Below are 23,380 nucleotides of genomic sequence, written 5' to 3' on the forward strand. Positions count from 1 at the left end.
GAGCAGGCTGCGCGCCATGCGCGCCACGCGCGAGTCCGACCATGATCCGCTCGACACTCAGCGCCACCTCACCCGAGCGGTCGTAGGCTGGATGCATGACTTCTCCTGCCTCCGACACCATCACGATGTTCGGCGCCGACTGGTGCCGCGACTGCATCCGCACCAAGAAGCAGCTGGATGCACTCGGGGTCGAGTACACGTACGTCGACCTGGTCGCCGAGCCCGCCGCCGCAGACGTGGCGAAGGAGATCTCGGGTCGCACCAACATCCCCGTCGTCGTGTACCCCGATGCCTCGCATCACGTCGAGCCGTCGAACGCCGATGTCGAGTCGAAGCTGCGCGAGCTCTCGCTGATCTGATCCCGCGGCATCGCGCCACTACACTGGCGCGATGAGCACCGAGGCTCGGTCCGAACGAGCGCCTGTCCGTCTTGCTCCGCGAACGATCGCGCTGTACGCGATCGGCTCGCTCGGCACCGGCGGCTACGCCACACTGCCCGGGCTGGTGCTGACGTACTTCCTCACCGACAATCTCGGCGTCGCCGCACTCGCGGCAGGGCTGATCGTCACGGCGGCGAAGATCTGGGACGTGCTGATCGACCCGCTGATCGGGGCCGCGTCCGATCGCCAGCTCGCGCGCACCGGCTCTCGCCGCGGGTTCATGGTGACCGGCGCGCTCGCATTCCCCCTCTTCTTCGCTCTCACCTTCGCCGTACCGCCCACCTGGGGTCCCGTCGCCGGAGCGATCAGCGTGCTGCTGGCCTGGCGACCGCGACGGCTTTCAGCCTGTTCCAGGTGCCGTACGTCGCCGTTCCCGCGGAACTGACCGGCAGCTACGACGAGCGCACGCGTCTGCTCGGGTGGCGCGTCGTCGTGCTCACCGCAGCGATCCTGCTGTTCGGCGCCGGCGGCCCCGCGCTGCGCAATGCGGGCGACGACCCGGTCAGGGGATACCTCTTGATGGGCATCGCGTCGGGCGTCGTGATCGGCGTCGGGATGCTCGTGGCCGCTCGAACCGCGGATGACGCCGCCCAGCGGACCGCGGTCTCTCCGCGACGGACGTGACCGCCTCGACCTGGCGAGACCAGTACATGTCGGGCTTCCGCACCCTCGGTCGCAGTCAGTCCTTCCGCGCGCTGCTGGGCACATTCGTGCTGCAGGCGCTCGCGACAGGAACCATGCTCGCCGGCGCGCAGTACGTCGCGACCTGGGTGCTGCGGTCGGAGGATGCGGTGACCTTCGTCTTCGTCGCGCTGGTGGGACCGGCGCTGCTGGCCACCCCTGGGTGGACGGTCATCGCGCGACGGGTCGGCAAGGAGCGGGCCTTCGCGATGGCCAGCCTCCTGTTCACGGCGGCAGCGGCATCACTCGTCTTCGCGGTGTGGTCGCCAGGTGCGTGGATCGACGCATCCGTCGCCGTGGCCGGCATCGCCTATGCAGGCCTGCAGTCGTTGCCGATGGCGATGCTCCCCGACGTGATCTCCCACGACGAGCGCACGAGCGGGCCCGGGCAGGCCGGCACCTTCACCGGCATCTGGACCGCGGGCGAGACAGTCGGCTTCGCACTCGGAGCGACCGCGGTGTCGCTGACGCTCGCGGCGACCGGGTACATCTCGACTGTCGCCGGCACCACCGTCGAGCAGCCCGAGGCGGCGATCACGGGTATTGTCCTCAGCTTCAGCATCCTGCCCGCCGTGCTGATGGGCGCCAGCCTGCTGACGCTGCGCCGGTACCGCCTGCGTCGCGCGGACATCGATGCCGTCGCCGACTCCGACGCCTAAGCTGGGATCCCGTCCGAAGGAGACGTCGATGACTTCTGCGAGCACAACCGCCACCTCCGCCACGCCATCGAAGCGTGCGCCGAAGAGCGGGGCCCCGACGCTGGGCGAAGCCGAACGAGAGCGCCTCGACTCCGCTGTCGACGCCCTCCAGACCGGAGCCCGCACCTGGTCGGCCCTCACGGTCGCCCAGCGGGTCACGCTGCTGCGCGCGGTGCGCACGAGTGTCGCCGCGACCGCGGAAGACTGGGCGACCACGGCCGCGGCCTCGAAGGGCCTCGATGCCCGTCATCCGCTGCGCGGCGAGGAGTGGCTCAGTGGGCCGTACAGCGTGCTGGGTGCGCTCGACGCCTACATCGAGACCCTGTCTCGTCTGGCGAAGGGCGCGAACCCCCTCGACGGGATCACGCTCGACCGCGCCCCGGGAGGGCGCACTCGCGTGCACGCCTTCCCGCTGACCGGAATCGATTCCTTCCTCCTTTCGGGTTTCACGGGCGAGGTCTGGCTGGAACCGGGCGTCACACCGGGCGCCGCTCGCGCGTCGGCCGGTCTCGCGCAGCGCACGCCCACCGAATCGGGCGGCGTCGGCCTGGTGCTCGGCGCGGGCAACGTGACCTCGATCCCGGTGCTTGACGTGCTCTACGAGCTGCTGGCCCACAACCGCACCGCGCTGCTCAAGGTGAATCCCACGCAGGATGCCCTGGTGCCGGTCTACAAGCGCGCGCTCGCACCGCTCATCGAGCCCGGCTTCCTGCGCATCGTCCGCGGCGGCCCCGAAGTCGGCGCCCACCTCACCGCACACCCCGGTCTCGTGCACGTGCACATCACCGGCTCCGCGGCGACGTTCGACACGATCGTATGGGGCCCGTCGAAGGGCACGGGAGCGGCAGCGACCACGCGTCGTCGGCGCGAGAACCGCCCGCAGCTGAAGAAGCCGATCACCGCAGAGCTCGGCGGCGTCTCACCGATCATCGTCGTTCCCGGCGCCTGGACAGACGCCGACCTCACCTACCAGGCCGAGCACATCGCCACCATGCGTCTGCAGAACTGCGGCCACAACTGCATCGCCGGTCAGGTCGTGATCATGTCGTCCGACTGGGACCAGGCCGACGCCTTCCGCGCTGCCCTCCGACGGGCCTACGCCAATGCGCCGGAGCGCCCGATCTGGTACCCGGGGTCCTCGTCGCGAATGGAGCTCGCGACCGACGCCTACCCCGACGCACTCGTGCTGGGTGACCGGCTGCTCGTCGAGATAGACGCGGACGACGACCCGAAGGCTCTGGAGACCACCGAGTACTTCGCGCCGGTGCTGGGTGTCGTGACGCTGCCCGGCACGGGCCAGCAGTTCCTGGACGCCGCCGTGACTCACGCCAACGACAAGCTCCAGGGCACCCTCGGCGCGAACCTGCTGATCGACCCCGCGACCGAGAAGTCGCTCGGGGCCGGCTTCGAGAGGGCGATCGCGGCACTCCGCTACGGCTCGATCGCGATCAACAGCTGGACGGCCTTCGCATTCATCACCCCCACTCTCACGTGGGGCGCGTTCCCGGGCGGGACGATCGGCGACGTGGGCAGCGGCATCGGCATCGTGCACAACGCGCTGCTGCTCGACCGGGTCGAACGCTCGGTGCTCCGCGGCCCGTTCCGCCCGTTCCCTCGATCTCTGCCGATCGCGAACGGCGGCGGGCGATTCACGATCCTGCCGAAGCCGCCGTGGTTCGTCTCATCCCGCACCGGCGCGACCGTGAGCGAGGGGCTGACCCGCTATCGAGTGGACGGGCGCATCGCGGGTCTCGTCAAGACGCTGACGAAGGCGCTGCGGGCCTGAGGGTCAGCGCGCCGCGCGGGCGAATCTGTCGGTCGCCGCGCGGAGCGCCTTCTTCGTGCCGGGCTCGGTGGCCGCGTGACCGGCATCGTCGACCACGACGAGCTCCGCCTCCGGCCACGCCCGGTGCAGATCCCAGGCCGTCATCATCGGCGTCACGACATCATGCCGCCCCTGGACGATGACGGTCGGGATGTGACGGATGGCATCGACGCCGGCGATCAGCTGTCCCTCTTCCCACCAGCCTCGATGGACGAAGAAGTGGTTCTCCATGCGAGCGAAAGCGGTGGCCTTCACCGGGTCGGACATCGCCTCGATCTGCGCAGCGTTCGGCGTCAGCGTGACGGTCGACGCCTCCCAGGTCGACCAGGCGACCGCCGCCGGCACGTGCACGGCGGGGTCGGGATCGAACAGTCGGCGGTGATACGCCTCGATCATGTGCGACCGCTCCAGCAGCGGGATCGGCGCGATGAAGCTCTCCCAGAGATCAGGGAACAGGGCGGCGGCACCGCCCTCGTAGAACCACTCGAGCTCGACCCTGCGCAGCGTGAAGATCCCCCGGAGCACCAGCTCGGTCACGGCATCCGGGTGCGCCTGTGCGTAGGCGAGGGCCAGGGCGCTGCCCCACGATCCGCCGAACACCTGCCATCTCGCGATGCCGAGATTCTTGCGCAGGAGTTCGATGTCGGCGATCAGATGAGCCGTCGTGATGTGACGGAAGTCGGCATCCGGGGCGCTCGCGTGCGGTGTGCTCTTGCCGCAGCCGCGCTGATCGAGCAGCACGATGCGGTAGCGCTTCGGGTCGAAGAACTGCCGCTGCCACGGCGAGGTTCCGCTCCCCGGACCGCCGTGCAGGAACACCACGGGTTTGCCCTCGGGGTTGCCGCTGACCTCCCAATAGACGCGGTGGCCGTCGCCGACGAGCAGTTCCCCCGTCTCGTACGGTTCGATCGGTGGATAAAGTGCATCCGTCTTCTTCATCATCGGCCCCCAGCCGGTCGTGCTGACTGCTTCGTCAACGGTAGCGGACGTTCACTCGTGTGTCGGGATCACGGATCCAGCTGGTCAGCGGGAAGGGTCAGCGCCTGCTCGCAGACTCCCAGTCCGTTCTGGTAGCCCTCGGCGAACCAGCGCTGCCGCTGCTCGCTGGAGCCGTGCGTCCAGCTCTCCGGGTTCGAGAACCCCGACTGCGCCTGGATGCTGTCGTCACCGACCGCCGAAGCCGCGTTCAGGGCATCTTCGATCTGCTGTTCCGTCGGCGCGATCAGGTAGGGGTCGCCGTCGGCATCCGTCTGCTCCGTCATCCGTCCGAGCCATGCACCGGCGTAGCAGTCGGCCTGCAGCTCGATCCGCACGCCGTTGCTGCCGGGACCGGTCCCGTTGTTCGGGTATCGATCCATGTAGCCGGTGATGTTCTGGATGTGGTGGCCCCACTCGTGACCGACGATGTAGAGCTGCGCGAGATCGCCGGCCGATGCTCCGAACTGCTGCTGCATGAGCTGGAAGAACGTGGGGTCCACGTACACGTTCTCCTCGGGCGGGCAGTAGAACGGACCGACGGCATTGGAGGCGGTGCCGCACTGCGTCGATGTCGCGCCGTCGACGACGATCATCTCCGGCGCGCGGTAGCCCTCGACGTTGTCGCTCCAGAAGGCATCGAGCGCGACCTGTGCCCCGGCCATGCGGCAGTCGACGTCGGCGTTCGCGTCGGCACCCTTGTCGCAGTTCTCGATGGCCGATCCGCCGGCGGGCTCGCTCCCGCCGCCCGTGGCTCCCCCGCCGAGCAGCCCGGTCAGGTCGATGCCGAGCAGAGGCCCGGCGATGAGGGCGATGATGCCGAGCACGCCGACACCGGCGCCGCCCGCGATGGCTGCCGTGCGTCCGCGTCGACGTGTGGTGTTGCCCGAGATGTCGGCGTCGGGATTAAAGGTCATGCGTCGAGGGTACTCCGAGCGGAGGCCCCTCCAACGGACGTAGGCTCGGGGCATGACGACCACGATCACCATCACCGGCGCCGGCGGACAGATCGGCTACGCACTGCTGTTCCGCATCGCGGCGGGCGACCTGCTCGGCCCGGATGAGAAGGTGCGTCTGCGACTGCTGGAGATCCCGCAGGGGCTCGGCGCCGCGGAGGGTGCCGCGCTCGAGCTGCAGGACGGCGCGTTCGGTCTGCTCGAGCACGTCGAGGTGACCGACGACGCCGCGGTGGGCTTCGACGGCTGCGACCTCGCCCTGTTGGTCGGCGCACGACCGCGCGGCCCCGGCATGGAGCGCGCCGACCTGCTCGCAGCCAACGGCGGCATCTTCGGCCCGCAGGGGGCTGCCATCGCCGCCAATGCCGCAGCAGGCGTGCGTGTCACGGTGGTCGGCAACCCCGCCAACACGAACGCCCTGATCGCGGCGGCTGCGGCCGACGGTGTGCCTGCGGAGCGCTTCACCGCGCTGACGCGGCTCGACGAGAACCGCGCGCGGGCCCAGCTCGCACACACACTCGGCGCTCCGGTGCACACCGTTCGCCGCGTGCTCATCTGGGGCAATCACTCGGCGACGCAGTTCCCCGACATCTCGCACGCGACCGTCGGCGGGCGACCGGTCGCAGAAGCGCTCGAGCAGATCGTGGGCGACGTTCCCGCCTGGCTCGACCAGACGTTCATCCCGCGGGTCGCCAAGCGCGGCGCCGAGATCATCGAGGTCCGCGGCTCGTCGTCCGTGGCATCGGCCGCGAGTGCCACCATCGACCACGTACGCGACTGGGTGCAGGGCACCGACGACTGGACCTCGGCCGGCGTCGTCTCGCACGGCGAGTACGGGGTCCCTGAGGGCCTGATCTCGTCGTTCCCGGTGCGCTCCGTCGACGGCGAGTGGCAGATCGTCGACGGGCTCGAGGTGAGCGACTGGGCGCGCACCAGGATCGACGCCTCCGTGGCGGAACTGCTCCAGGAGCGGGAGACGGTTCAGGCGCTCGGTCTCTTGTGAATCCGGTCGCCGCGGCGTCCGACGACAGGGCAGAATGGATGCCGGAGGTGCGCGATGAGCGAGACGATTGATCCCACGAAGACCACGGCATCGGTCGACGAGGCTCTGACGAGCCCCCTGCACCTGCCGCACGATGCTGCGACGTGCCCGAAGTGCTTCACCGAGCTGCAGCAGAACCGCAACTTCTGGACGGCGCGTCCCGACGGATCGCGTCTGGTCGGCCTCGTCGTCGCCCGCGAGGGGATGCCGTCGGTCGTCGAGCAGCGCGAAGACCTCACCCGTTTCGGTGTCCCGATCGAGGGATTCCGCCACCCTGCGCCCGACATCCTGGAGAGCTGGAACGACCGCCTCGCGCGTCTCATCTCGACCCTGCGCACGGGTGATGTGGTCGTGGTCGCGAACATCAAGGCGCTCGGCCTCGACGCCGACGAGGGCGCACGCACCGTCGCCGAGCTGCGCAAGCACGGCATCATCGTCAAAGTGCTGAACCACGACGCCCGGCACCTGGCCGACGCGGCCGCGGCCCACTGACGCGCGACGATTCCTACGGCGTCGGTGTGGGCGTCGGGCCGAAGGCCGGCTCGCCCGGTGTCACACCGAAGAAGAGCGGATCACTCGGCGACTCCTCGCGCGGCAGGTAACCCTCGGAAAGGTTCGCATCACCGAAGAGCAGGTCCCCGAGCTCGTAACGGTCGCCGGGCCAGCACTTGGTCGTCGCCGTCACGAGCACGTTGCCGTTCGTGATGAACGTCACCGTCAGCAACGAGAAGTCACCCTGCTCGCGCACGATCACATCGCTCGACTGAGTCTCGCCAGACCCCAAGTCCATGCCGTCGAGCTCGTAGCCCGCATCCGTGAGGTACTTCTGCACAGCGAGGGATCGCTCGGCATGCTGCGCCGGGTCCACTTCCGTCGATCGGGCGAGAGAGAACTTGTAGGAACCGTCCGGGCACCCCGCACCCGAGGGCTCCATGCCGAATGAACCCCCCGGAGCCTCCCACGGGCCTTCGAAGATCAGCGCCTGGACGCCGTTCGTGACCTCGCGATAGTCGAGGTAGTGCTGCTTCGCCTGGGCGACGAGCTCGTCGCCGGTCGGTGTCACCATGCCGTCTCCTTCATTCGTGCACCCGGTGAGGACGAGCGCGAGCACCGCCATCGCCGCGGTGATCCGCCAGCGCTTCGCCATCCGCCCGCCCCTTGCTGCCGTTGCTCCCACGGCTCAGTTCCACGCCTGGCCGTTGGCCACGATGTAGGCAATGTTACGGAACGATTCCGAGTCTCGTGCGAGATACCCGTTGCCCTCTTCCCACCAGCCCCAGATACTGTTGCCGCCGTCGTGCGCCGCGTGGCCCGGGGTTCCGAGGCCGTCCTCGGTGCCGCCGCCCACCTTCGGCACCGTGCCGCCGTCGCTTTCGAAGCTGACCGCTCCCGGCAGCTCTTCGGGGTTGGTGCCGTGTCCGAAAGAGCTGTGCTCGCCGTAGCGGGCGACCAGATCGCCGGGAGCCCGCGACGCGTAGATCTGGGTGCCCGAATAGTCCATCGGGTCATCTCCGGTCCACGTCTGGTGGTAGCCGTCCGGCACTCCCGCCGAGCCGACCGCAATCAGATTGTCGACACCGAGGTTGTCGGGGGATCCACCCACCGCCAGGAAAGCGGTCGTGCTGCCGTACGAGTGCCCGATGACGGAGGTCGTAACGCTGGACGACACCTCGTTGTCGAGCCCTCGCAGCGTGGCGCTGAGAGTCGCGGCCCCCTCTGTCGCGCTGCCCATGGTGTGCTCGGTGAGAAGGTTGGGCGAGTCGTATCCATACCAGGCGATCGTCGCCGACCTGGTCCCGTCGTTGTACCCGTCGGCGAAGAAGTTCAGGTCACGTGCGCTCTGCCCCCACGCCTCGAGGTCTCCGAGGCCCGAGAACATCCCGCCGACGAGCACGTTGACGTTGGTGATGCCTTTGAGCGGGTCGACGGGGTTACCGTTCTCATCCTGAATGGTCACGCCGTACATGACAGCAGCGGTGGCTTGCGGCTGCTCGAACGGGTTGAACATCAGCAGCTGCCCCTGGAACCGGTTGATCTCGATACCGAGGTTCGCGAACTGCGTGTCCAACGGCTCGCCGTAGGGTCCGGCGTCGATCACTCGTTCATACGCCGTCCTGTTGGCGAGCATGCGGTCGAGGTAGGGCACGCCTTCGAGGTTTCCGATGAAGCCCGGATAGGTGAGGCGGAGCGCGTCGCGCTGCGCATCGGTGAGACCGTCCCAGATCTCCGTGACCTCGCCAGGGGTATCGGCGTTCGCCAGCGCGTCGATCGCCGAGAGGGTCGAGTCGCTGAGGGTCGAGCCGTCCGAACGGACGAGTCCGGCGATCGCTGCACCATACGCCTCGTCCCAAAGCGCGTATGCAGCTTCCCAGCTCTCCCAGAGGCCTTCGAGGGCGCTGCGTGTCGTGGCGAGCGAGCTCTGCGCGTCGGTGGCGTCCTGTTCCGCGGTCGAACGCGTGCTCGCGTCGTCGTCGGGGGTGCACATCTGCTGCTGGGATCGTGCATTCTCGAGATCGGCGGCCGCCGCCTCGTTCGCCGCATGCGCGGTCTCGATGTCGTCGATCAGGTCGTTCGCGGTTCTGGCATGCGTCGCGACAGCCTCACCGTAGGCCCGCACGACGTCGGCGATGCGCCCGAGTGTGGCGATGGTCGGGTTCATCCGAGTGGCGAGCAGCCCCGATTCGCGCTGCACGAGAGTGATGCTCTGGCCCCGCCCCTCGAGGCCACCGTCGATGTTGCGCAGCACGATCTGCGCGTTCCCTCCGGCGTCTGTGAGCTTTCCGAGATCGGCATGGATCCCTTCGAGCTGCCCGCTGTCATACTCGATCTCCTCGAGCGTCCACCCGCGGTTAGGAGAGGTCAGCGACATAGTCGACATCCCATCCGCTACCCAGTGAGACGTCGAGGTCCTCGAATGACTCGTTGATGCTCGTCAGCCGATCGGTGATGCCGATCCCTGCGAGATGCTGCGCCCGAGCCTCGAGCATCGCCTGCCCCAGCGCGTTCTCGAGCATGACCCGCAGGCCTGTGCGCCCCGCGGGATTGCCGACGCCCGTGTCGCGCGCGGCGATGTCGTTGGCGTACATGACGTAGTCACCGATCGAGAAGCTGATCTGCAGGACGGCGCCTTCGAGTGCGCGCTTGTCGATCTCGACGTCTGACATGGCTTCCCCCCGGTTCTGCCGTGATCCACCATAGTTGGACGCTCGTACGGCACCGATGGGGAGAACTGCCCATCCGGCGTGATCCGGAGCTCGAGGGCACGAAAAAGAGGCCGACGGCGAACCGTCGACCCCTCCTCGAGACTGTTGTGTCAGCTGGCGCCGACGTGTCAGCTGCCGGCGAGCTGCTGATCCAGATCCTGGATCGCCCGCATCATCCCGAGCAGCGACTCCGACATGTCATTGATGCCATCGACCGCGGTCTTCAGACCCGTCGTCAGCTCCGTGTAGCCCTCGCCGAACTTCCCCGACGCATGCTGCGTCTTGAAGTCATCACCCAGAAGAGTGTCGACCTGACCCTTCAGCGTGTCCAACTGCCCCTGAATGTCATCACGAGCCTGCGACAGCGACGACGCCACCTGCTCCATCTCTGCATAAGACGCACCGAAATCGGCCATCGTCCACACCTCCGCAAATCGAAAGAACCGGACCCCTCCGGCCCGAATACCCCCACCCTACGGGGCAGCCGCAAACACCGTCGATGGGGACAACTCCCCATCGACCGCCTCAACTGCCGGGAGTGGGCGTCTGCCCTGCCATGTCCGGGACCGCGGGCTCCTCGGCCAGCTGCTCCCACGCGAAGGTCGAGATCATGGCGTCGCTCAGCAGCTCGATGCCGTCGAGCACCTCGGCGGGGATCACGTCTCCGTCAGGGATCACGATGGTCGACGTGAACACGAGCGCCTTGCGACGCAGCGTCCCCGGTACCGCAATGATATACGTCACCGTTCGGCCGCCGACCCCGTCGATCGCGGGCGCACCCGCGGGGCGCTTGGCCTCGGTGGACCAGCGGACGATGTGCTTGAGGTTCTCGTCAAGGAACACCGCGCCACGCGCGCGGAATGCCTCGGTCACCCAGGCGTCGAGGTTCTCGCCGTCGGGCGCATCGAGGGCAGAGGCCGTGATCGACAACGGCAGCAGCTCCTCCATCGGCACGTCCTCCTGCCGATAGATCGCGAACACCTTGGTGCGCCGCATGCCCTGGTTGGCCTGCGCCATCATCGTGCGGAACTCGGCGTCCAGATCGGGGCGCCCGGCCTGCATGAAGATCGCACTCGCCTTGCGCACGTCCTCCTGCTGCCCCGCGTTCGTCGGGAGGTGTGTCGTCCACCCCGGGGGCAGCACGAGACGGAAGGCGGGGATGCCGAAGCGGAATTCCACGCCGAGGTCGTTCATCTCGTTCATCGCGTCTGCGCTCTCTTCGTCATGCGTTCCTTGACTTCTGGATTGCCCTCTCCCAGAGCAACCGCACTCAGCCGGGCGCTCCCCCATCCGGTGCGCTTCCAACGCTTGGCGTCGCCAGCAGGAAACGGTCTGGGGTCGAGGGCTGCGAGGGTAGCCAATTCCTGCCAGGACTTGTCGTCACCCTGCGCCTTCACTTCGCGATGGGCACGGTTCGCTTTCGCGATGCGACCGGAGGCCTTGCGTCGGAGGCTCGCGGCCAGATCGGAGAACCCCTCCATCGGCGAGTTCCTCATGTCGGCGATCTTGTCGAGCAGCGGGTCGAAGATCGCATCGAGTTCACGCGCGAGCTGTGGGGAGCGTTCGAGGAGCCGCTGCTCCTCGAACAGCCAGGCGTCGTTGACACTCATCGCACAGACGAGACACAATCTGCGCGGCACCGCACGAGTCTTCGCGTATCCACAGGTGCACCGGTCGGCCACACGCGCCAGAGCCTCTTCGAGGGACGACGCCTGAGCGGGTTCATCCGGGACGGGTTCCATCGCATCGAGCAGCAACAACGCGCCCGGCACGCCCACCTCGCGCAACAGATCGTTGCGAGCCCCGGCCGGGCGTCGTTCGACCTTCTGCCGCCACGGGCCTGCATCGTCCTCTGCCAGCAGCCCGCGCACACGCAGGGCATAGTCGACGAGAGAGCGCCGCTGCAGTGCGTGCACCTCCCGATTGAACCGTTCCACATCACTGCGCCGCGTCGACTCATGCACGCCCATGACCTCAGCGATCGATGCTCGGCCGACTCGCACCGCGTCTTCGTGGATCGTCGCCACTGCCTCGTTGCGGGCGAGCAGTGCTGCCTCGTCGGCTTCGAGTGTCGTCTCTCTCTTCATCCCCGCTCCTTCGACGGCATCGTGGCTCCAGTCTGCGTCATCGGCGTGGCCGACTCATCCTCGTACGCTCGCGCTCCGTGCGGGAGGGGGCAGGATGATGCCCGAGATCAGCCGGATGAGCTGCTGCTCGAACAGCACGAAAGCCGGCAGGGCGGTGCCGATCGTGTCGACGAGGATCGCCCACGATCCGTTGTTCAGACGCACCGTCCACTGCTCTACGAGAGTCGAGCCCTCGCCGTCGGCGACGCCGTTGCGACGAAACAGATAGCCGGCGCCATGCGTCTCCGTGCGCAGCGGCGTCGCGTCAGCAGCCGTGGAAAGACTCGCGCCGTCGAAGAGCTCCTCTGTGGTGCCGGCGTCTTCCGAACGGGCGACGGAGATCGAGACGAGCAGGTCGCTGTAGATGCCGCGCGGAGCGAACCAGAGCTGAGTCTGCGACGGCCGCGCCTGGGCTACCAGCGCCTCGGCTGTCGCTCGAATGGCCGGCAGCTGATCCGGTCCGAAGATCGCCTGATCAGCAAAATGCTCGAGACAGGCTCGCACCCAGCGTTCAGGCGTTGCCGGATCGCGGGCCAGGTCGCTCGCGCCGGGAAGAGGAATGAACCAAGAGGCGTCGTAGTCGAGATCCCATGTGAAGTCTGCGGCCACGGTCATCGCGTGACGCCGTTGACCAGCCCTGCCGGCGAGAGTCCGCCGGACGGCGACCCGTTGCTGCCGACAGCGACGGTGCGGTCGGCCCATTTATAGCTGTTCCAGATGGCCTCCCATGTGGAATTCGACGGGGCATCGGCAATGGCCTGAAGCCCCTTGGGCAGGCTGTCGGTGAGGACCTGCTGGAACCTCGGCCCGGTCGAGGCCACGGCATCGCTGAACGCCACGCTGAACGAGCGGTTGGGTCCGAAGAGGAACCTCTCGGCCAGGCCGCTCTGCCAGTTCACGCCGTGCTGGCGAATACCGGAAACGCGGGATGCATAGTTGCCGAAGTTGTTGGCGACAGCACCGGACCACGGACTCGCGGTGCCACCGAGGCCACGCAGTCTCGTCATCTGCTGCACGGGATTGCGGAACTGCGCGACGAACTCATCGACGAACTTCGCGTTCCCCTTGAAGATCTTGCCGAGCTTCCCGATCGGGAGGATCCCGATGATCGACATCGCGAGATCGCCCCAGCCCTTGCGCCCGTCGAACATCAGGGCGACCGTGAGTGCGAGTGCGATGACGCCGACCACGAGTGCAGCGATCGCGAAGAAGGGCCCGCCGATGATGAGTCCGAGCACGGCGATGGCGAGGCCGATCCAGCTCACCCACTCGGCCACCACGGCGAGGACACCGGCGATGTTCTCCCAGGTGGAGTCCTCGCCGATCTTGTTCGCGTCGGTGAGCCCCGAGACGGCGGTCTCATAGGCCGTGTGCCAGGTGTCGTACTCGCCGTCGAACGCGTCGAGGTTGTCGTTGTGGGTGGTTTCCGCGGTGTTGAGGGTCGATGCCGCGCCGGAGGCGGCGTTCGCGAGATTCGTGCCGGCCGTCGTGCTCGCTGATGTGTCTTCGGGTGCCGGTGGGTTCAGCCGCGTCGACGTGTTGTGCGCCTGGAGCGCATCGGCGGCGTCGGCGGCATTCGACTGCGCGGTCTGCAGCTCGGTGAGGCTGGTCTGGCAGTCGGCCACGATGGTGCGCATGCGGCTCTGGGCGGTCTCGAGCGCCGCGGCGTAGTTGTTCAGCGTGGTCCCTGCCGGCTTGTAGCGGCGACCCGCCTCGTCGAGATCCTTGTGGACGTCGTCGACGACATCCTTGATCTTGTCCATCGCGTAGCCCTCACCTTCGATGGAGCCGTCCTTGATCCCCTTGAGCGTCGCGGCGGCACTGACCATGCCGTCTCCGAGCTCGACGATCTTCGTCCCCCTGTCGGCGATCGCCACGGCATCTCCGGCCACGACCTCGACGTCACGCCCCTTGTTCGTCTGCATCTGCTTCTCTCCCCCTAGACCGCTGCCGGCTGACGTCCGGCGCCCGGCGCGCTACCCGAACCCGACTGCTCCATCGACGTCGCCATCTCGGTGTCGAGGCTCGTGACCTCGTCCACCGTTCCCTTGACGCGATCGGCGACCTCTTTGAGCTTGGTGAGCAGCTTGTCGCGACTGTCGTTCCAGCTGCCCTCGAAGTCGTGGCAGCGGTCCTTCAGCCGTCCGTCGCCGTAGGGCCTGCCGACGGCGTTCTCGACGTCGTCCTGCTTCGCCGCGGCGGACTCCAGCTCGGCCACGATCGCCGTGAGCTTCTCGCTGGTCGTCTGCAGATCACTGATCGGCACGAGCATGCGTTCGCCTGCCATGGCCCCCTCCTTCTTTCCCGGACGCTACGACGTTACTGGGAAGGGCAGCACGACGCGATGGGGAGTACTCCCCATCCGCCCGCGCCTCACACCCTCCAACCGCTGTTCTTGCGCTTCTCCAGGATGCGCTCGGCGATCTTGATCGTGTCGGCAATCGACAGGAGGGAGAGTTCTGTGAGCGCCGCTGCACCGAGACCGCGCTTCTGCGCCTTGGCGGCGGTGGTCCGGACAGCGGGGCGCGCCTCCCGCGCAAGCATCTCGGCGAGGCTCGACCAACGGCGGAGGTCGAGCGTCGCCAGCTCGACGCGGTGGGCGCGGCGGAGACGCGCGAGTCGACGTCCGCCAGCTCTGCGCGTCGCGCTCGCCTCGTCGGCCGTGTAGTCGCCACGACTCTGGGCCACTTTGGCCTGCTTCTGCGCAGTCGCCTCGATCACCTGTGTGACCTCCTCCGCGTACTCGGGCATCGACCGCAGCAGTCGCCGCTCCTCGGCGACCCAGCGCCGCAGGAGCACATCCCCGCACTCCGGACACAGCTTCTCCGGCATGACACCGTCGACCGCATAACCGCATGCGCAGTCGATACCGCCGCGCTGCTGTGCCCGATGCGGACGTCCGCCGAACTTCGCCCGCAGGAGTGAGGCTCCCACCGCGCTGCGCCCGAGCTCATCCGCCAGGAACCCCTCGCCGCTTCTGCGCTGCATGTCGGCGACCAGCAGCTCCCAGCGCTCCTGGTCAGCCGGCCGGATCAGCGGGCGGGCGGAGGTCGCATACTCGTCCAAGACGGCGGTGATCTCCGCTTCCTGAGCCGCGCGCTTCAGCGCCGTCGCCGACGTCGCTCCCGGCCAGGACGGGAACGCGATGTGGGCCGCGAGTTCCCGCATCCGCGCATCACCCGAGACACCCGCGGCCTCGTGCAGCGCCGCCAGGGGTGCGTTCACCTCCAGCACACCGCGTTCGAACTCCTCGACAGCCTCAGACGCACTCATGCTCCCAGCGTAAACGTCGACGAACGACGAAGAGGGCCGACCGTCATGGTCGACCCTCTTCGTGATGCACCGCTGTGTCAGCGGGTGGTGCGGTGTCAGCTGCCGGCGAGCTGCTGATCCAGATCCTGGATCGCCCGCATCATCCCGAGCAGCGACTCCGACATGTCATTGATACCGTCGACCGCGGTCTTCAGACCCGTCGTCAGCTCCGTGTAGCCCTCGCCGAACTTCCCCGACGCATGCTGCGTCTTGAAGTCATCACCCAGAAGAGTGTCGACCTGACCCTTCAGCGTGTCCAACTGCCCCTGAATGTCATCACGAGCCTGCGACAGCGAACCCGCCACCTGCTCCATCTCCGCATAAGACGCACCGAAATCGGCCATCGTCCACACCTCCGCAAATCGAGAGAACCGGACCCCTCCGGCCCGAATAACACCACCCTACGGAACCACCCGCACCGACGTCGATGGGGACAACTCCCCATCCACGAGCGGATCAGCCGCAGGACCCGACGGGAGGCGGTTCGGATCAGGCGCCGGCTGCTGAGGACGGCGCCGCGCGGAAGCGGAACGAGCGGAAGATCTCCTCCACCTCCGGCTGGACGGCCTCCAACCGGATGGGATCCTCGTCGAGGAAGTCGAGCAGGAAGACCAGCCCGTCACGCACACCGATGGAGCGGACCGCGCCCACCGTCATGTCCGGAGACCCTTCCCTCGTCACGTCTGTTATCACCGCGCTCACGGCAACGTTCACGGCGACGTCGAAAGCGGTTCCTTCGAGGATGCTCCAGGTCTGCACGAACCCGCCGATGCCCAACCGTGCGTACTGCAGCAGGTCTTCGGCCGTCGTCGCCGACGTCTCGCCGATGTAGAGATGGATGACGATCGGATAGCCGCCGACGTACTCCGTGCGCCAGAAACGCTCGTGCGCGCCCCCGGGGATCGGGGTCGGTGCCGCCTGCAGCGCCAACGCCTGCTCGGTCAGCAGCTCGGCGGTGGACTCCGCCCCGGTGCCTGCGAGCAGATCTGAAGCCAGCAAAGACGCCCACTCCTGCGCGGTGGCGAACTCGCTCCATGGAAAGCAGAACGGAATCGGGACCCAGCGGCGTCCGTCGATGGTGAAGTCATACTGCAGCTCTACTGCCACCGGAAAGTCTCCATGATCGAATCGGCGAGCTCGATGGCAGCTTCCACGAGGAGCGGATCCGCATCGTCCGGATAGGGCAGCGAGGCGGTGAAGACGAGCCCCCGCCGGGAGTTCTCCTCCGGTAGCGCGAACCCGTACCCGACCGAGCGGACGGCGATCCCCTCGAGCTCACCCTCACCGGGCTTCGTCCACTCCCAGCGGAGGATCGGCCCGATGGCCGTGTCGAAGGTCACGATCTCGGCCGTCGTCAGCGTGCGGAGGCCGGCCGCGAAGGTGGAACCGGACGGCGCGACCTGCTGGCGGACCGCGATCGAGAGCGGCAGATGGGTCAGCCCCTCGACCTCCCGATCAGCGAGATAGATGCTGTGGGTGCGGGTCTGCTCCAGCCGACGCCACTGGGTGGTGGCCAGCATCCGCAGCCGCACGTCGAGCTCGGGCTGCCCGAGCTGCTTCATCCGCGACGACACCTTCGCGATGTACCGCTTCCGCCCCTCTTCATCGACACGGTACTGCGACCAGCCGGGGGGCATCATGATGCGGAACCCGCTGAGGGCCGTCATCCGCGAGCACTCTCCCGGGAGCGGGCTCGGGAGCGGACTCGAGCTCGGGCCGCCACGATGCCGAGGAGCACCACGCCGAGTGCGGCGAGGAAGTAGAACGATGCGATCCACTGCGTCCCGATGAATCCGTCGTTGAAACGCGTGGGATCTTCGGGCGATGTGAGCGAGAGACCGAAGGAGCAGACCGCAGAGGCGAGCGTGGGACCGATCAGTCGACGCACCCGCAGCTCATCGACCGTGCGATTCGTGAGCGCGACGCCGAGCGCCAGCGCGATGGATGCGATGCCGAGAGCAACGAGCACACCTGTTGGCACCATGAACAGCGGATAGGGGACGACGACTCCCCACTTCGTGTCCATGGCGTCGCTCGCCTTGCCACCGGAGAGGATCAACGAACCGAGGAGGAACGCGATGGCAAGCGCGGGGGCCACGAGCACCACGAGACCGAAGAGCACTCGAAAGAGCTTCGCTGCCGCCGATCGTCTGTCAACTCCTGCTGCCACGCCACTCAGCCTACTCGGACGTCGCGAAGCCCTGCGATCTCGGGCTGAGCATCAGCGACACCCGCCCAGTCCGCCACCGAGGAGCCGACCCAGATCACACTGTTGAGGCTCTGGCGGATCCCGCCCGGCAGGCTTGCCGCCGTGGACGAGATGAACTGCTGGACACCCGGGCTGGTGGCGTAGGGCGAGCTGCGCATGGTGTTGACGAAGGTCGAGACCTGGGCTGTCTGCGATCCCCCGAACCTGATCGCGTCGAACGGATTGGTGAGCATTCCCGGTTTCGGCAACGCCCGCGCCGACTGGACGGGCGCGAACAGCGATCGGAACGGCGTCCCCCACGTCGTCGGCCTCAGGAAGGAGAAGCGCGGCAGGGCACCTCGGATCGCGGCCGTGACAACGCCGCGTCCGCCCTGGATCACGCTCGACAGCGTGGGAGCTCCCCGAGACAGCAACTTGCCGAGACCGAAAGGAAGCAACCCGACCGCGCTCCAGGCGACATCGCTCAACGTCGCCCGGCCGAACGCGAACTTCAGCGTGGTCAGCAGGAAAGACGCCGCCGCCAGGACGAAGATGATGGCCCCGAGCAGCCCGGTCAGCGGCGCGCCAATGACCAGGGCGATGATGCTGAGCACCACCAGGACGATCGCGATGACGTCGAGCACCTGGTCGATGAACTCCCAGAAGCCGTCGTTGTTCCCGGCCGTATCGATGGCCTTCTCGATGCCGTCCACGGCGGCGTCGTAGGCGTCGGACCACTCGTCGAAGACGCTGTCGAATGCCGACCACATCTCGGTGCGCGCGGTAGTGGCGTTCGTCAGGTTCGTCCCTGCCGCCGATGCCGAGGATTCGGCGTCGGCCAGCGCATCCGCTGCCGACGAGTCGGGTTCGGCTTCTGCGGCGCGCGACGTCGCCAGGCTCGCGGCGAGATCCGCGTCTTCCTTCTCGTCGAGAGCGGCCTGATACGCCCGCTCCGCCGCCTCGACCTCGGCGATGTTGCTCGCGAGCCAGGCGTTGGCGACGCCCAGTGCCTCGCCGTACGTCGTCAGCGTCTTCCCCGTGCCCGAGTAGCGGATAGCCGCCGCCGACAGATCGGTCGCGGTCTCGCTCGCCATTCTCCTGCAGCTTCCCGCGCTTGTCGCGCCAGGCCACTTCGAAGTCGATGACCTGGTTCCAGAGGTCCCCGCAGCCATCTGGGCGCTTGATCGCGTCCTCGAGGTCGTCATTGGTGTTCGCTGCCTGGTCGAACTCCCCGATCGCCGCTTCGAGACCCCGCTTCGCGTCTTTCAGCTGGGCGAGGTCGAGCATGATGTCCATCTGGCATCCCCTCCGGTCTTTCCTGCACGGCGACAGCTGCCGTCCCGGCTCCGAAACACTAACAATTCGTCGTCAGCCCCGTCGATGGGGACAACTCCCCACCGCGGGCCTACCCCTCGACGAGCGGCAGCTGCACCGTCACCTGGCGACCGGCCTGCACGAAGATGCCTCGCCCCTCGGGGAAGTCCGTGCGCTTGACCTTCGGGAACGGCACCTTGAACACCGCGTCGCCATCGAAGGAATCGGGCTTGAGGATGATGCCCTTGCGCCCGGCCTTGAAGTCGCCGATGAACCCGAAGCCGCTCGTGACCTGCGTGACGTCAGCGTCGCCGATGAGCAGGTGGTCGCTGCGGTTGATCGCCTGGAAGAGGGCCTTCATCTCGCGCTCGGCTGGGCTGTCGGCGAACTGGGGCACGTCTTCGACCACGATGAGCACCCTCGTCGGGAGCGAGTCGCCGGCGATCAGCTCGGTGATCTCCTTGGCGAGCTCCTTCGCGTCCTCCGGCGTCACGGCGCTGCGCGTCCAGCTCGTATAGTCCTTGAGCTGGGCACGACGGCCTCCGAAGTGGAACAGCACGGTCGCCGGGTCGAGTCGCCGCATCGAGGTGATGAGCGACTTGAGGGCGTTGGTCTTGCCCGACGACGGCGGACCGGCCACGACGAACGTGCCGACCGGGTCGAAGTCGCGCGCCGCCAGGGTGTCCTCCGCGACACCGAGCACCGGGAACTCACCCAGACGATCGGGAAGGTCGCGCACCGACAGACGAGTGGGCAGGGCGCCGATCTCCGGCACCTCCCTCGCACCCGACGCGCGCAGCTGCTCCGCGAGCCGTTCCAGCAGCTTGGTCTGCTCGGCGACGTTCGGGGTGCCGCCGAGAGTGGCGATCTGGGTCTCCCGACCATCGACGATGGCGCGACCAGGCGCCGAACGCTCGTCCAGCACGTCCTTGGGAGCGTTGAGCATCGCGTACCCGGATTCGTCGGAGAGCCGCAGAACCACGCGCCGCGACACGTTGGCGCTGACCGCGGTGGGCACGGAGCCCGAACGGTCGGCGCTCGCGATCACGTGCACGCCCAGCGGGCGCCCCTCCCCGAGGATGCGCATGAACGTCTGATAGAACGGCATGCGCGCGGTGGTGGACTCCCACTCGCTGCGGAACTGCGGGAAACCGTCGATCAGGAGCAGGATGCGCGCCTCGTCCTTACCGGTGATCTCGCGGTACTCGGTCAGGCTGGAGGCATTGGCGGCGCTGAAGCGCTTGCCGCGGTCATCCAGCACCGCCGCCAGCGAGCGCAGCACCCGCTGCACGCGCTCGGAATCGTCGCCCGAGATAATCGACCCGACATGCGGCAGCATCTCCAGGCTCTTGAGCGAGCCGGAACCGAAGTCGAGGCCGTACACCTCGACGTTCGAATGCGCGGAGTCGAACCCGGCGGCGATCGCGATCGTGCGCAGCACGGTCGACTTGCCCGATCCACTCGTGCCGTAGACGAGCAGCGACCCGTCCTTGTCGGGATGGAAGTAGGCCGGCTCCTGCAGCTGACGCTCCGGGACATCCATCTTGCCGAGCAGCACCTGTCCGTCGCCGAGCACGGGGAGGTCGCGCATGTCGACGGCGCCCTCCAGATCGTCGAGCCACGGGCGTCGGGGCGCCGGGATGCGCGCCTGTCGCGCCGCGTTCACGAGCGTCGCCACGATGCGCTTCTGGTCGTTGGGTCCGAGGTCTTCGTCGTGGGAGTCGGACTCCGGCGCCTGCTCGGCCTCCCACGTCTGGATGGAACCGAATCGGAGTTCGGCCACCTTCACCTCGGCGACCTGCGCCTCGTCCGTCGTCCACCCGCCGGCGTACGCCGACTGGAACGGCACGAGGCGCCCTGGGCCGGTCTTCGCGATGCCGCGCCCCGGCAGCGAAGGCGGGAACGTCGCGGCCACCGGATCGTCCACGACATCCTTCGAATCGGATTCGTCCGCCATGCGCAGCGCGACGCGCAGGTTCGTGTTCGCCCGCAGATTGTCCTTGATGACACCGGCCGGTCGCTGCGTCGCCATGATCAGGTGGATGCCGAGGGAGCGACCGCGCTGGGCGATGTCGACGACGCCGTCGACGAACTCCGGCACCTCTCCGGCGAGCGCGGCGAACTCGTCGATCACGAGCACGAGCGCCGGCGGAGTCTCCGGGTCACGACGCTTCTCGAGTTCGAGCAGGTCCTTGGCCTTCTTGCGGTTGAAGAGGTGCTCGCGGTGGTGCAGCTCGGCACGCAGGCTGGTGAGGGCGCGACGCACCAGGTGCGGGCTCAGGTCGGTGACCAGGCCCACCGTGTGCGGCAGGTCGACACAGTCGGCGAAAGCGGAGCCGCCCTTGTAGTCGACGAAGAGGAAGGTGACCCGATCCGGGCTGTGGGCGGCTGCCATGCCGAGCACCCAGGCCTGCAGGAACTCGCTCTTGCCGGCACCGGTCGTCCCGCCGACGAGGGCGTGCGGACCCTGGGTGCGCAGGTCGAGGGTCATCGCGTCGGTCTGCGACTGCCCGATGATGGCGCGCAGGTTCCCCGCCTTCTTCAGCCGGGCCTGCGGGGCTCCGGAGCGGTCGATGATCGTGTTGTTCTGGCGCCAGCGGTCGATCACCGCATTCGCGTCCTCCGCGACCTCGGTGCCCACCAGGGAGAGGAAGCTGACCGAGTTCGGGATGTCGGAGGAGTCCTCGATCACGGTGCTGGAGTCGACGACAGGGGCCAGCCGCTTGGCGAACATGGTCATGTAGGCGTGCGAGACGCCCTCGACCTGCACTCCGCGATAGTCCACGCCGCTGCGGACCGTGCCGACCACCGCATCGCCGAGCCCTGCGCTCACGTCGACGAACGTGCGGCACGCGGCAGGCAGCGCCTCGACCACGGGAGCGACGAACAGGCCGTACACGCCGACGTCGGCACCGCGTTCCAGGATCTGGGTCAGCCGGGCTCGATCGACAGGAGCATCGTTCGTGATGATCACGAGGATCGCCGTCTGGCCGGGGAATGTCGCGTCCTCGGCGGCGCGCTTGACGTCGGTGCCGTAGCGCATCGGGTCCCAGTCGGCGCCGTACGGGGGCCGGGCGGACTTCGACTCCCGCGAGCGACGCAGGACGATCTCCTCCAGGCCGCTGAGCAGTGCCGTGCCGGTCGACGCGGAGTCCGCCAGAGGCATCTCCTTGAACGGGTTGCGCTCACTGGAGGTGTGGGGCAACCACTTGAGCCAGTCGAGCTCGTTGGCCCAGCCCGGCTCGGTCAGCGCGACCGTCACCAGCTCGTTCGGCGAATGCGTGCCGAACAGCTGCACGGCGATGCCGCGGAGCGCATCGCTCGCCAGCGATGTGGGACCGGCGACACCGATCGACCCGACGCTCTGGAGCGACTCCAGGATCGGCACGTCGTCGATCATCCGGTACCGCTCCTCGAGGCGGTCGACGCGCTCGACGTACTCGACGAGCGCGTCAGGGCTCTCGGTGCGCTTGATGCGCGTGCGCGCCTCGCTCTCGCAGACGCCCAGGCGCATCGCGAGGAAGTTCCAGTGCTCGGGGCGTCGCGTCCACAGCAGGGGTCCGAGCCGCATCGCCTCGTCGAACACGACGGCGACGGCCGGTACCTCGTTCTGCCGCACCTCCCGCTCCTTCGGGTGCGAGTGGTAGAGGGTCTCCTCCAGGCGTTCGAACTGCTCCTCGAACGACTCCGCCTCCTTGCGCAGACGCTGACCGAGGTTGGTCTTCTGCGAGATGAAGTTCCCGAACATCATCATCGGCGACGCGGCGGCGATCAGGAGGGATGCCGGACGCTGCGTGATGCTGAACATCGTGACGGCCAGCAGGATCGGCGCGACGAGCATGGGCCAGGGGAACAGCCGGGACGGCTGGTCGCGGGGGTAGCGCGGTTCGTCCAGTTCCTGCCCTGTGAAGCGCTCCTCGACGCGCGGGCTGCGGTTGAACATCAGAGCGCCCCCGCGCTCGAGCACCGGGTCACCGCTGGCGGAGCCGTCGAAATCGCTCACCATGTGCACGACGAACTCGCAGTCGCCCAGCACGAAGCTCTGTCCGGGGATGACCCGGAGCCGCTGCACGAGTCCGCCGTCGACGAGGATGCCGTTCGCGGAGTTCAGATCGACCAGTTCGACGAAGGTCGCCGCGACCTCGATGCGGGCGTGCCGCTTCGAGACCAACGGGTCGGCGATGGTCACATCGTTCGCGGCATCGCGTCCGATCAGGAAGTGCCCGATCGGCAACGGGAACTCCTGGCCGGCGGCAGGACCGGCGACGACCGTGAGGACGGCGGCCGGGTGCGTGCCCGCCCCGCCCACCGACGCCCGATGGGATCCGACGTTGATCACCTCGGCGAGGAACCCGGAGCCGATCGGGGCATCGCCCACGAGCAGGTCGGGGTTGAGCATCGTGAGCTGCTCGCTGGTCGGCGGGGCGACCGAGAGCGTGAGCACATCGCTGGACGCCGCCGTGATGCTGCGCGCGGGGTCTGTCGTGGCGATCTGCCGCGCCACGTCGGCGATCGTCGCCGTCGAGTCGGCCATCACGACCACGTCGGTCAGGGGTGCCGCGGGTCGACGCAGGGTCAGCTTGACTCTCATCGCTCGTCCTCACCGCGCCGAGGGCGCAT

25 protein-coding genes are annotated in these 23,380 nt (G+C 67.9%); 7 read left to right on the plus strand and 18 right to left on the minus strand.

Translation table 11 applies throughout. The annotated features are described in order from the left end of the window. The first annotated feature begins 95 nt into the window (after positions 1–95). From KY497_RS01375 to KY497_RS01385, 5 genes are read left to right on the plus strand one after another with little or no spacing between them, the layout of a single operon-like run. On the plus strand, positions 96–359 hold the full coding sequence (locus KY497_RS01375; RefSeq protein WP_017831447.1) for a glutaredoxin domain-containing protein: 264 nt from the start codon (positions 96–98) through the stop codon (positions 357–359). Between the two features lie 31 nt (positions 360–390). Further along, positions 391–825, plus strand: a complete 435-nt coding sequence (locus KY497_RS16535) for an MFS transporter (RefSeq protein ID WP_258185802.1) — start codon at positions 391–393, stop codon at positions 823–825. Further along, entirely contained in the window at positions 795–1,064 is a 270-nt protein-coding gene (locus KY497_RS16540; protein ID WP_258185803.1) for an MFS transporter, read from the plus strand. The genes KY497_RS16535 and KY497_RS16540 overlap by 31 nt, the downstream gene beginning before the upstream one ends. Continuing rightward, a complete protein-coding gene (locus tag KY497_RS16545; protein ID WP_258185804.1) occupies positions 1,061–1,780 on the plus strand; it encodes an MFS transporter in 720 nt (239 codons plus the stop codon). Before KY497_RS16540 ends, KY497_RS16545 begins: the two co-directional genes overlap by 4 nt. Before the next feature lie 28 nt (positions 1,781–1,808). Continuing rightward, positions 1,809–3,605 (plus strand): aldehyde dehydrogenase family protein, encoded by a 1,797-nt coding sequence (locus tag KY497_RS01385; protein ID WP_141386578.1) that lies wholly within the window; start codon positions 1,809–1,811, stop codon positions 3,603–3,605. A gap of 3 nt (positions 3,606–3,608) precedes the next feature. Here the strand turns inward: KY497_RS01385 and pip are convergent, their stop codons facing one another. Together pip and KY497_RS01395 are read right to left on the minus strand one after the other, a co-directional pair. Then, positions 3,609–4,586 (minus strand): prolyl aminopeptidase, encoded by a 978-nt coding sequence (pip, locus tag KY497_RS01390; RefSeq protein WP_219869637.1) that lies wholly within the window; start codon positions 4,584–4,586, stop codon positions 3,609–3,611. Positions 4,587–4,651: 65 nt separating this feature from the next. Continuing rightward, a complete protein-coding gene (locus KY497_RS01395) occupies positions 4,652–5,536 on the minus strand; it encodes a neutral zinc metallopeptidase (protein WP_141386576.1) in 885 nt (294 codons plus the stop codon). A gap of 52 nt (positions 5,537–5,588) precedes the next feature. Here KY497_RS01395 and KY497_RS01400 point away from each other — a divergent pair, with 52 nt between their 5' ends. Then, positions 5,589–6,578, plus strand: coding sequence for a malate dehydrogenase (locus KY497_RS01400; RefSeq protein ID WP_141386575.1), 990 nt, complete (start codon positions 5,589–5,591; stop codon positions 6,576–6,578). 54 nt (positions 6,579–6,632) lie between these two features. Continuing rightward, positions 6,633–7,109: a dehydrogenase gene (locus KY497_RS01405; RefSeq protein ID WP_219869638.1), complete on the plus strand. Its 477-nt coding sequence runs from the start codon at positions 6,633–6,635 to the stop codon at positions 7,107–7,109. 13 nt (positions 7,110–7,122) lie between these two features. Here KY497_RS01405 and KY497_RS01410 read toward each other — a convergent pair whose 3' ends face one another. From KY497_RS01410 to KY497_RS01485, 16 genes are all read right to left on the minus strand, one after another. Then, positions 7,123–7,764: a hypothetical protein gene (locus KY497_RS01410; RefSeq protein ID WP_219869639.1), complete on the minus strand. Its 642-nt coding sequence runs from the start codon at positions 7,762–7,764 to the stop codon at positions 7,123–7,125. Between the two features lie 33 nt (positions 7,765–7,797). Next, entirely contained in the window at positions 7,798–9,486 is a 1,689-nt protein-coding gene (locus tag KY497_RS01415; RefSeq protein WP_219869640.1) for an alpha/beta hydrolase, read from the minus strand. Continuing rightward, positions 9,467–9,781, minus strand: coding sequence for a hypothetical protein (locus tag KY497_RS01420; protein ID WP_219869641.1), 315 nt, complete (start codon positions 9,779–9,781; stop codon positions 9,467–9,469). The genes KY497_RS01415 and KY497_RS01420 overlap by 20 nt, the downstream gene beginning before the upstream one ends. 167 nt (positions 9,782–9,948) lie before the next feature. Continuing rightward, positions 9,949–10,236 (minus strand): WXG100 family type VII secretion target, encoded by a 288-nt coding sequence (locus KY497_RS01425; RefSeq protein WP_052678951.1) that lies wholly within the window; start codon positions 10,234–10,236, stop codon positions 9,949–9,951. A gap of 109 nt (positions 10,237–10,345) precedes the next feature. Then, positions 10,346–11,023: a hypothetical protein gene (locus KY497_RS01430; RefSeq protein ID WP_219869642.1), complete on the minus strand. Its 678-nt coding sequence runs from the start codon at positions 11,021–11,023 to the stop codon at positions 10,346–10,348. Beyond that, positions 11,020–11,907: a hypothetical protein gene (locus KY497_RS01435; RefSeq protein WP_141386569.1), complete on the minus strand. Its 888-nt coding sequence runs from the start codon at positions 11,905–11,907 to the stop codon at positions 11,020–11,022. Before KY497_RS01435 ends, KY497_RS01430 begins: the two co-directional genes overlap by 4 nt. A 54-nt stretch (positions 11,908–11,961) precedes the next feature. After that, the gene (locus KY497_RS01440; RefSeq protein ID WP_141386568.1) at positions 11,962–12,561 is read right to left on the minus strand and encodes a hypothetical protein; all 600 of its coding nucleotides are present in this window, start codon (positions 12,559–12,561) and stop codon (positions 11,962–11,964) included. Then, the gene (locus KY497_RS01445) at positions 12,558–13,871 is read right to left on the minus strand and encodes a hypothetical protein (RefSeq protein WP_218682243.1); all 1,314 of its coding nucleotides are present in this window, start codon (positions 13,869–13,871) and stop codon (positions 12,558–12,560) included. The genes KY497_RS01440 and KY497_RS01445 overlap by 4 nt, the downstream gene beginning before the upstream one ends. A 14-nt stretch (positions 13,872–13,885) precedes the next feature. Further along, the gene (locus KY497_RS01450) at positions 13,886–14,233 is read right to left on the minus strand and encodes a hypothetical protein (RefSeq protein WP_141386566.1); all 348 of its coding nucleotides are present in this window, start codon (positions 14,231–14,233) and stop codon (positions 13,886–13,888) included. Positions 14,234–14,319: 86 nt separating this feature from the next. Further along, positions 14,320–15,219, minus strand: coding sequence for a hypothetical protein (locus KY497_RS01455; RefSeq protein WP_219869643.1), 900 nt, complete (start codon positions 15,217–15,219; stop codon positions 14,320–14,322). A 95-nt stretch (positions 15,220–15,314) separates the two neighbouring features. Beyond that, positions 15,315–15,602, minus strand: coding sequence for a WXG100 family type VII secretion target (locus KY497_RS01460; protein ID WP_052748607.1), 288 nt, complete (start codon positions 15,600–15,602; stop codon positions 15,315–15,317). Between the two features lie 145 nt (positions 15,603–15,747). Next, positions 15,748–16,365 (minus strand): hypothetical protein, encoded by a 618-nt coding sequence (locus tag KY497_RS01465; RefSeq protein ID WP_141386564.1) that lies wholly within the window; start codon positions 16,363–16,365, stop codon positions 15,748–15,750. Continuing rightward, on the minus strand, positions 16,356–16,925 hold the full coding sequence (locus KY497_RS01470; RefSeq protein WP_141386563.1) for a hypothetical protein: 570 nt from the start codon (positions 16,923–16,925) through the stop codon (positions 16,356–16,358). Before KY497_RS01470 ends, KY497_RS01465 begins: the two co-directional genes overlap by 10 nt. Then, positions 16,922–17,428, minus strand: coding sequence for a hypothetical protein (locus tag KY497_RS01475; protein ID WP_141386562.1), 507 nt, complete (start codon positions 17,426–17,428; stop codon positions 16,922–16,924). Before KY497_RS01475 ends, KY497_RS01470 begins: the two co-directional genes overlap by 4 nt. 5 nt (positions 17,429–17,433) lie before the next feature. Next, positions 17,434–18,540: a hypothetical protein gene (locus tag KY497_RS01480; RefSeq protein WP_219869644.1), complete on the minus strand. Its 1,107-nt coding sequence runs from the start codon at positions 18,538–18,540 to the stop codon at positions 17,434–17,436. A 311-nt stretch (positions 18,541–18,851) separates the two neighbouring features. Next, entirely contained in the window at positions 18,852–23,351 is a 4,500-nt protein-coding gene (locus KY497_RS01485) for an FtsK/SpoIIIE domain-containing protein (RefSeq protein ID WP_219869645.1), read from the minus strand. Between the last annotated feature and the right edge of the window lie 29 nt (positions 23,352–23,380).

This window comes from Microbacterium sp. PAMC22086 (genome assembly GCF_019443525.1).
Lineage (GTDB): Bacteria > Actinomycetota > Actinomycetes > Actinomycetales > Microbacteriaceae > Microbacterium > Microbacterium maritypicum.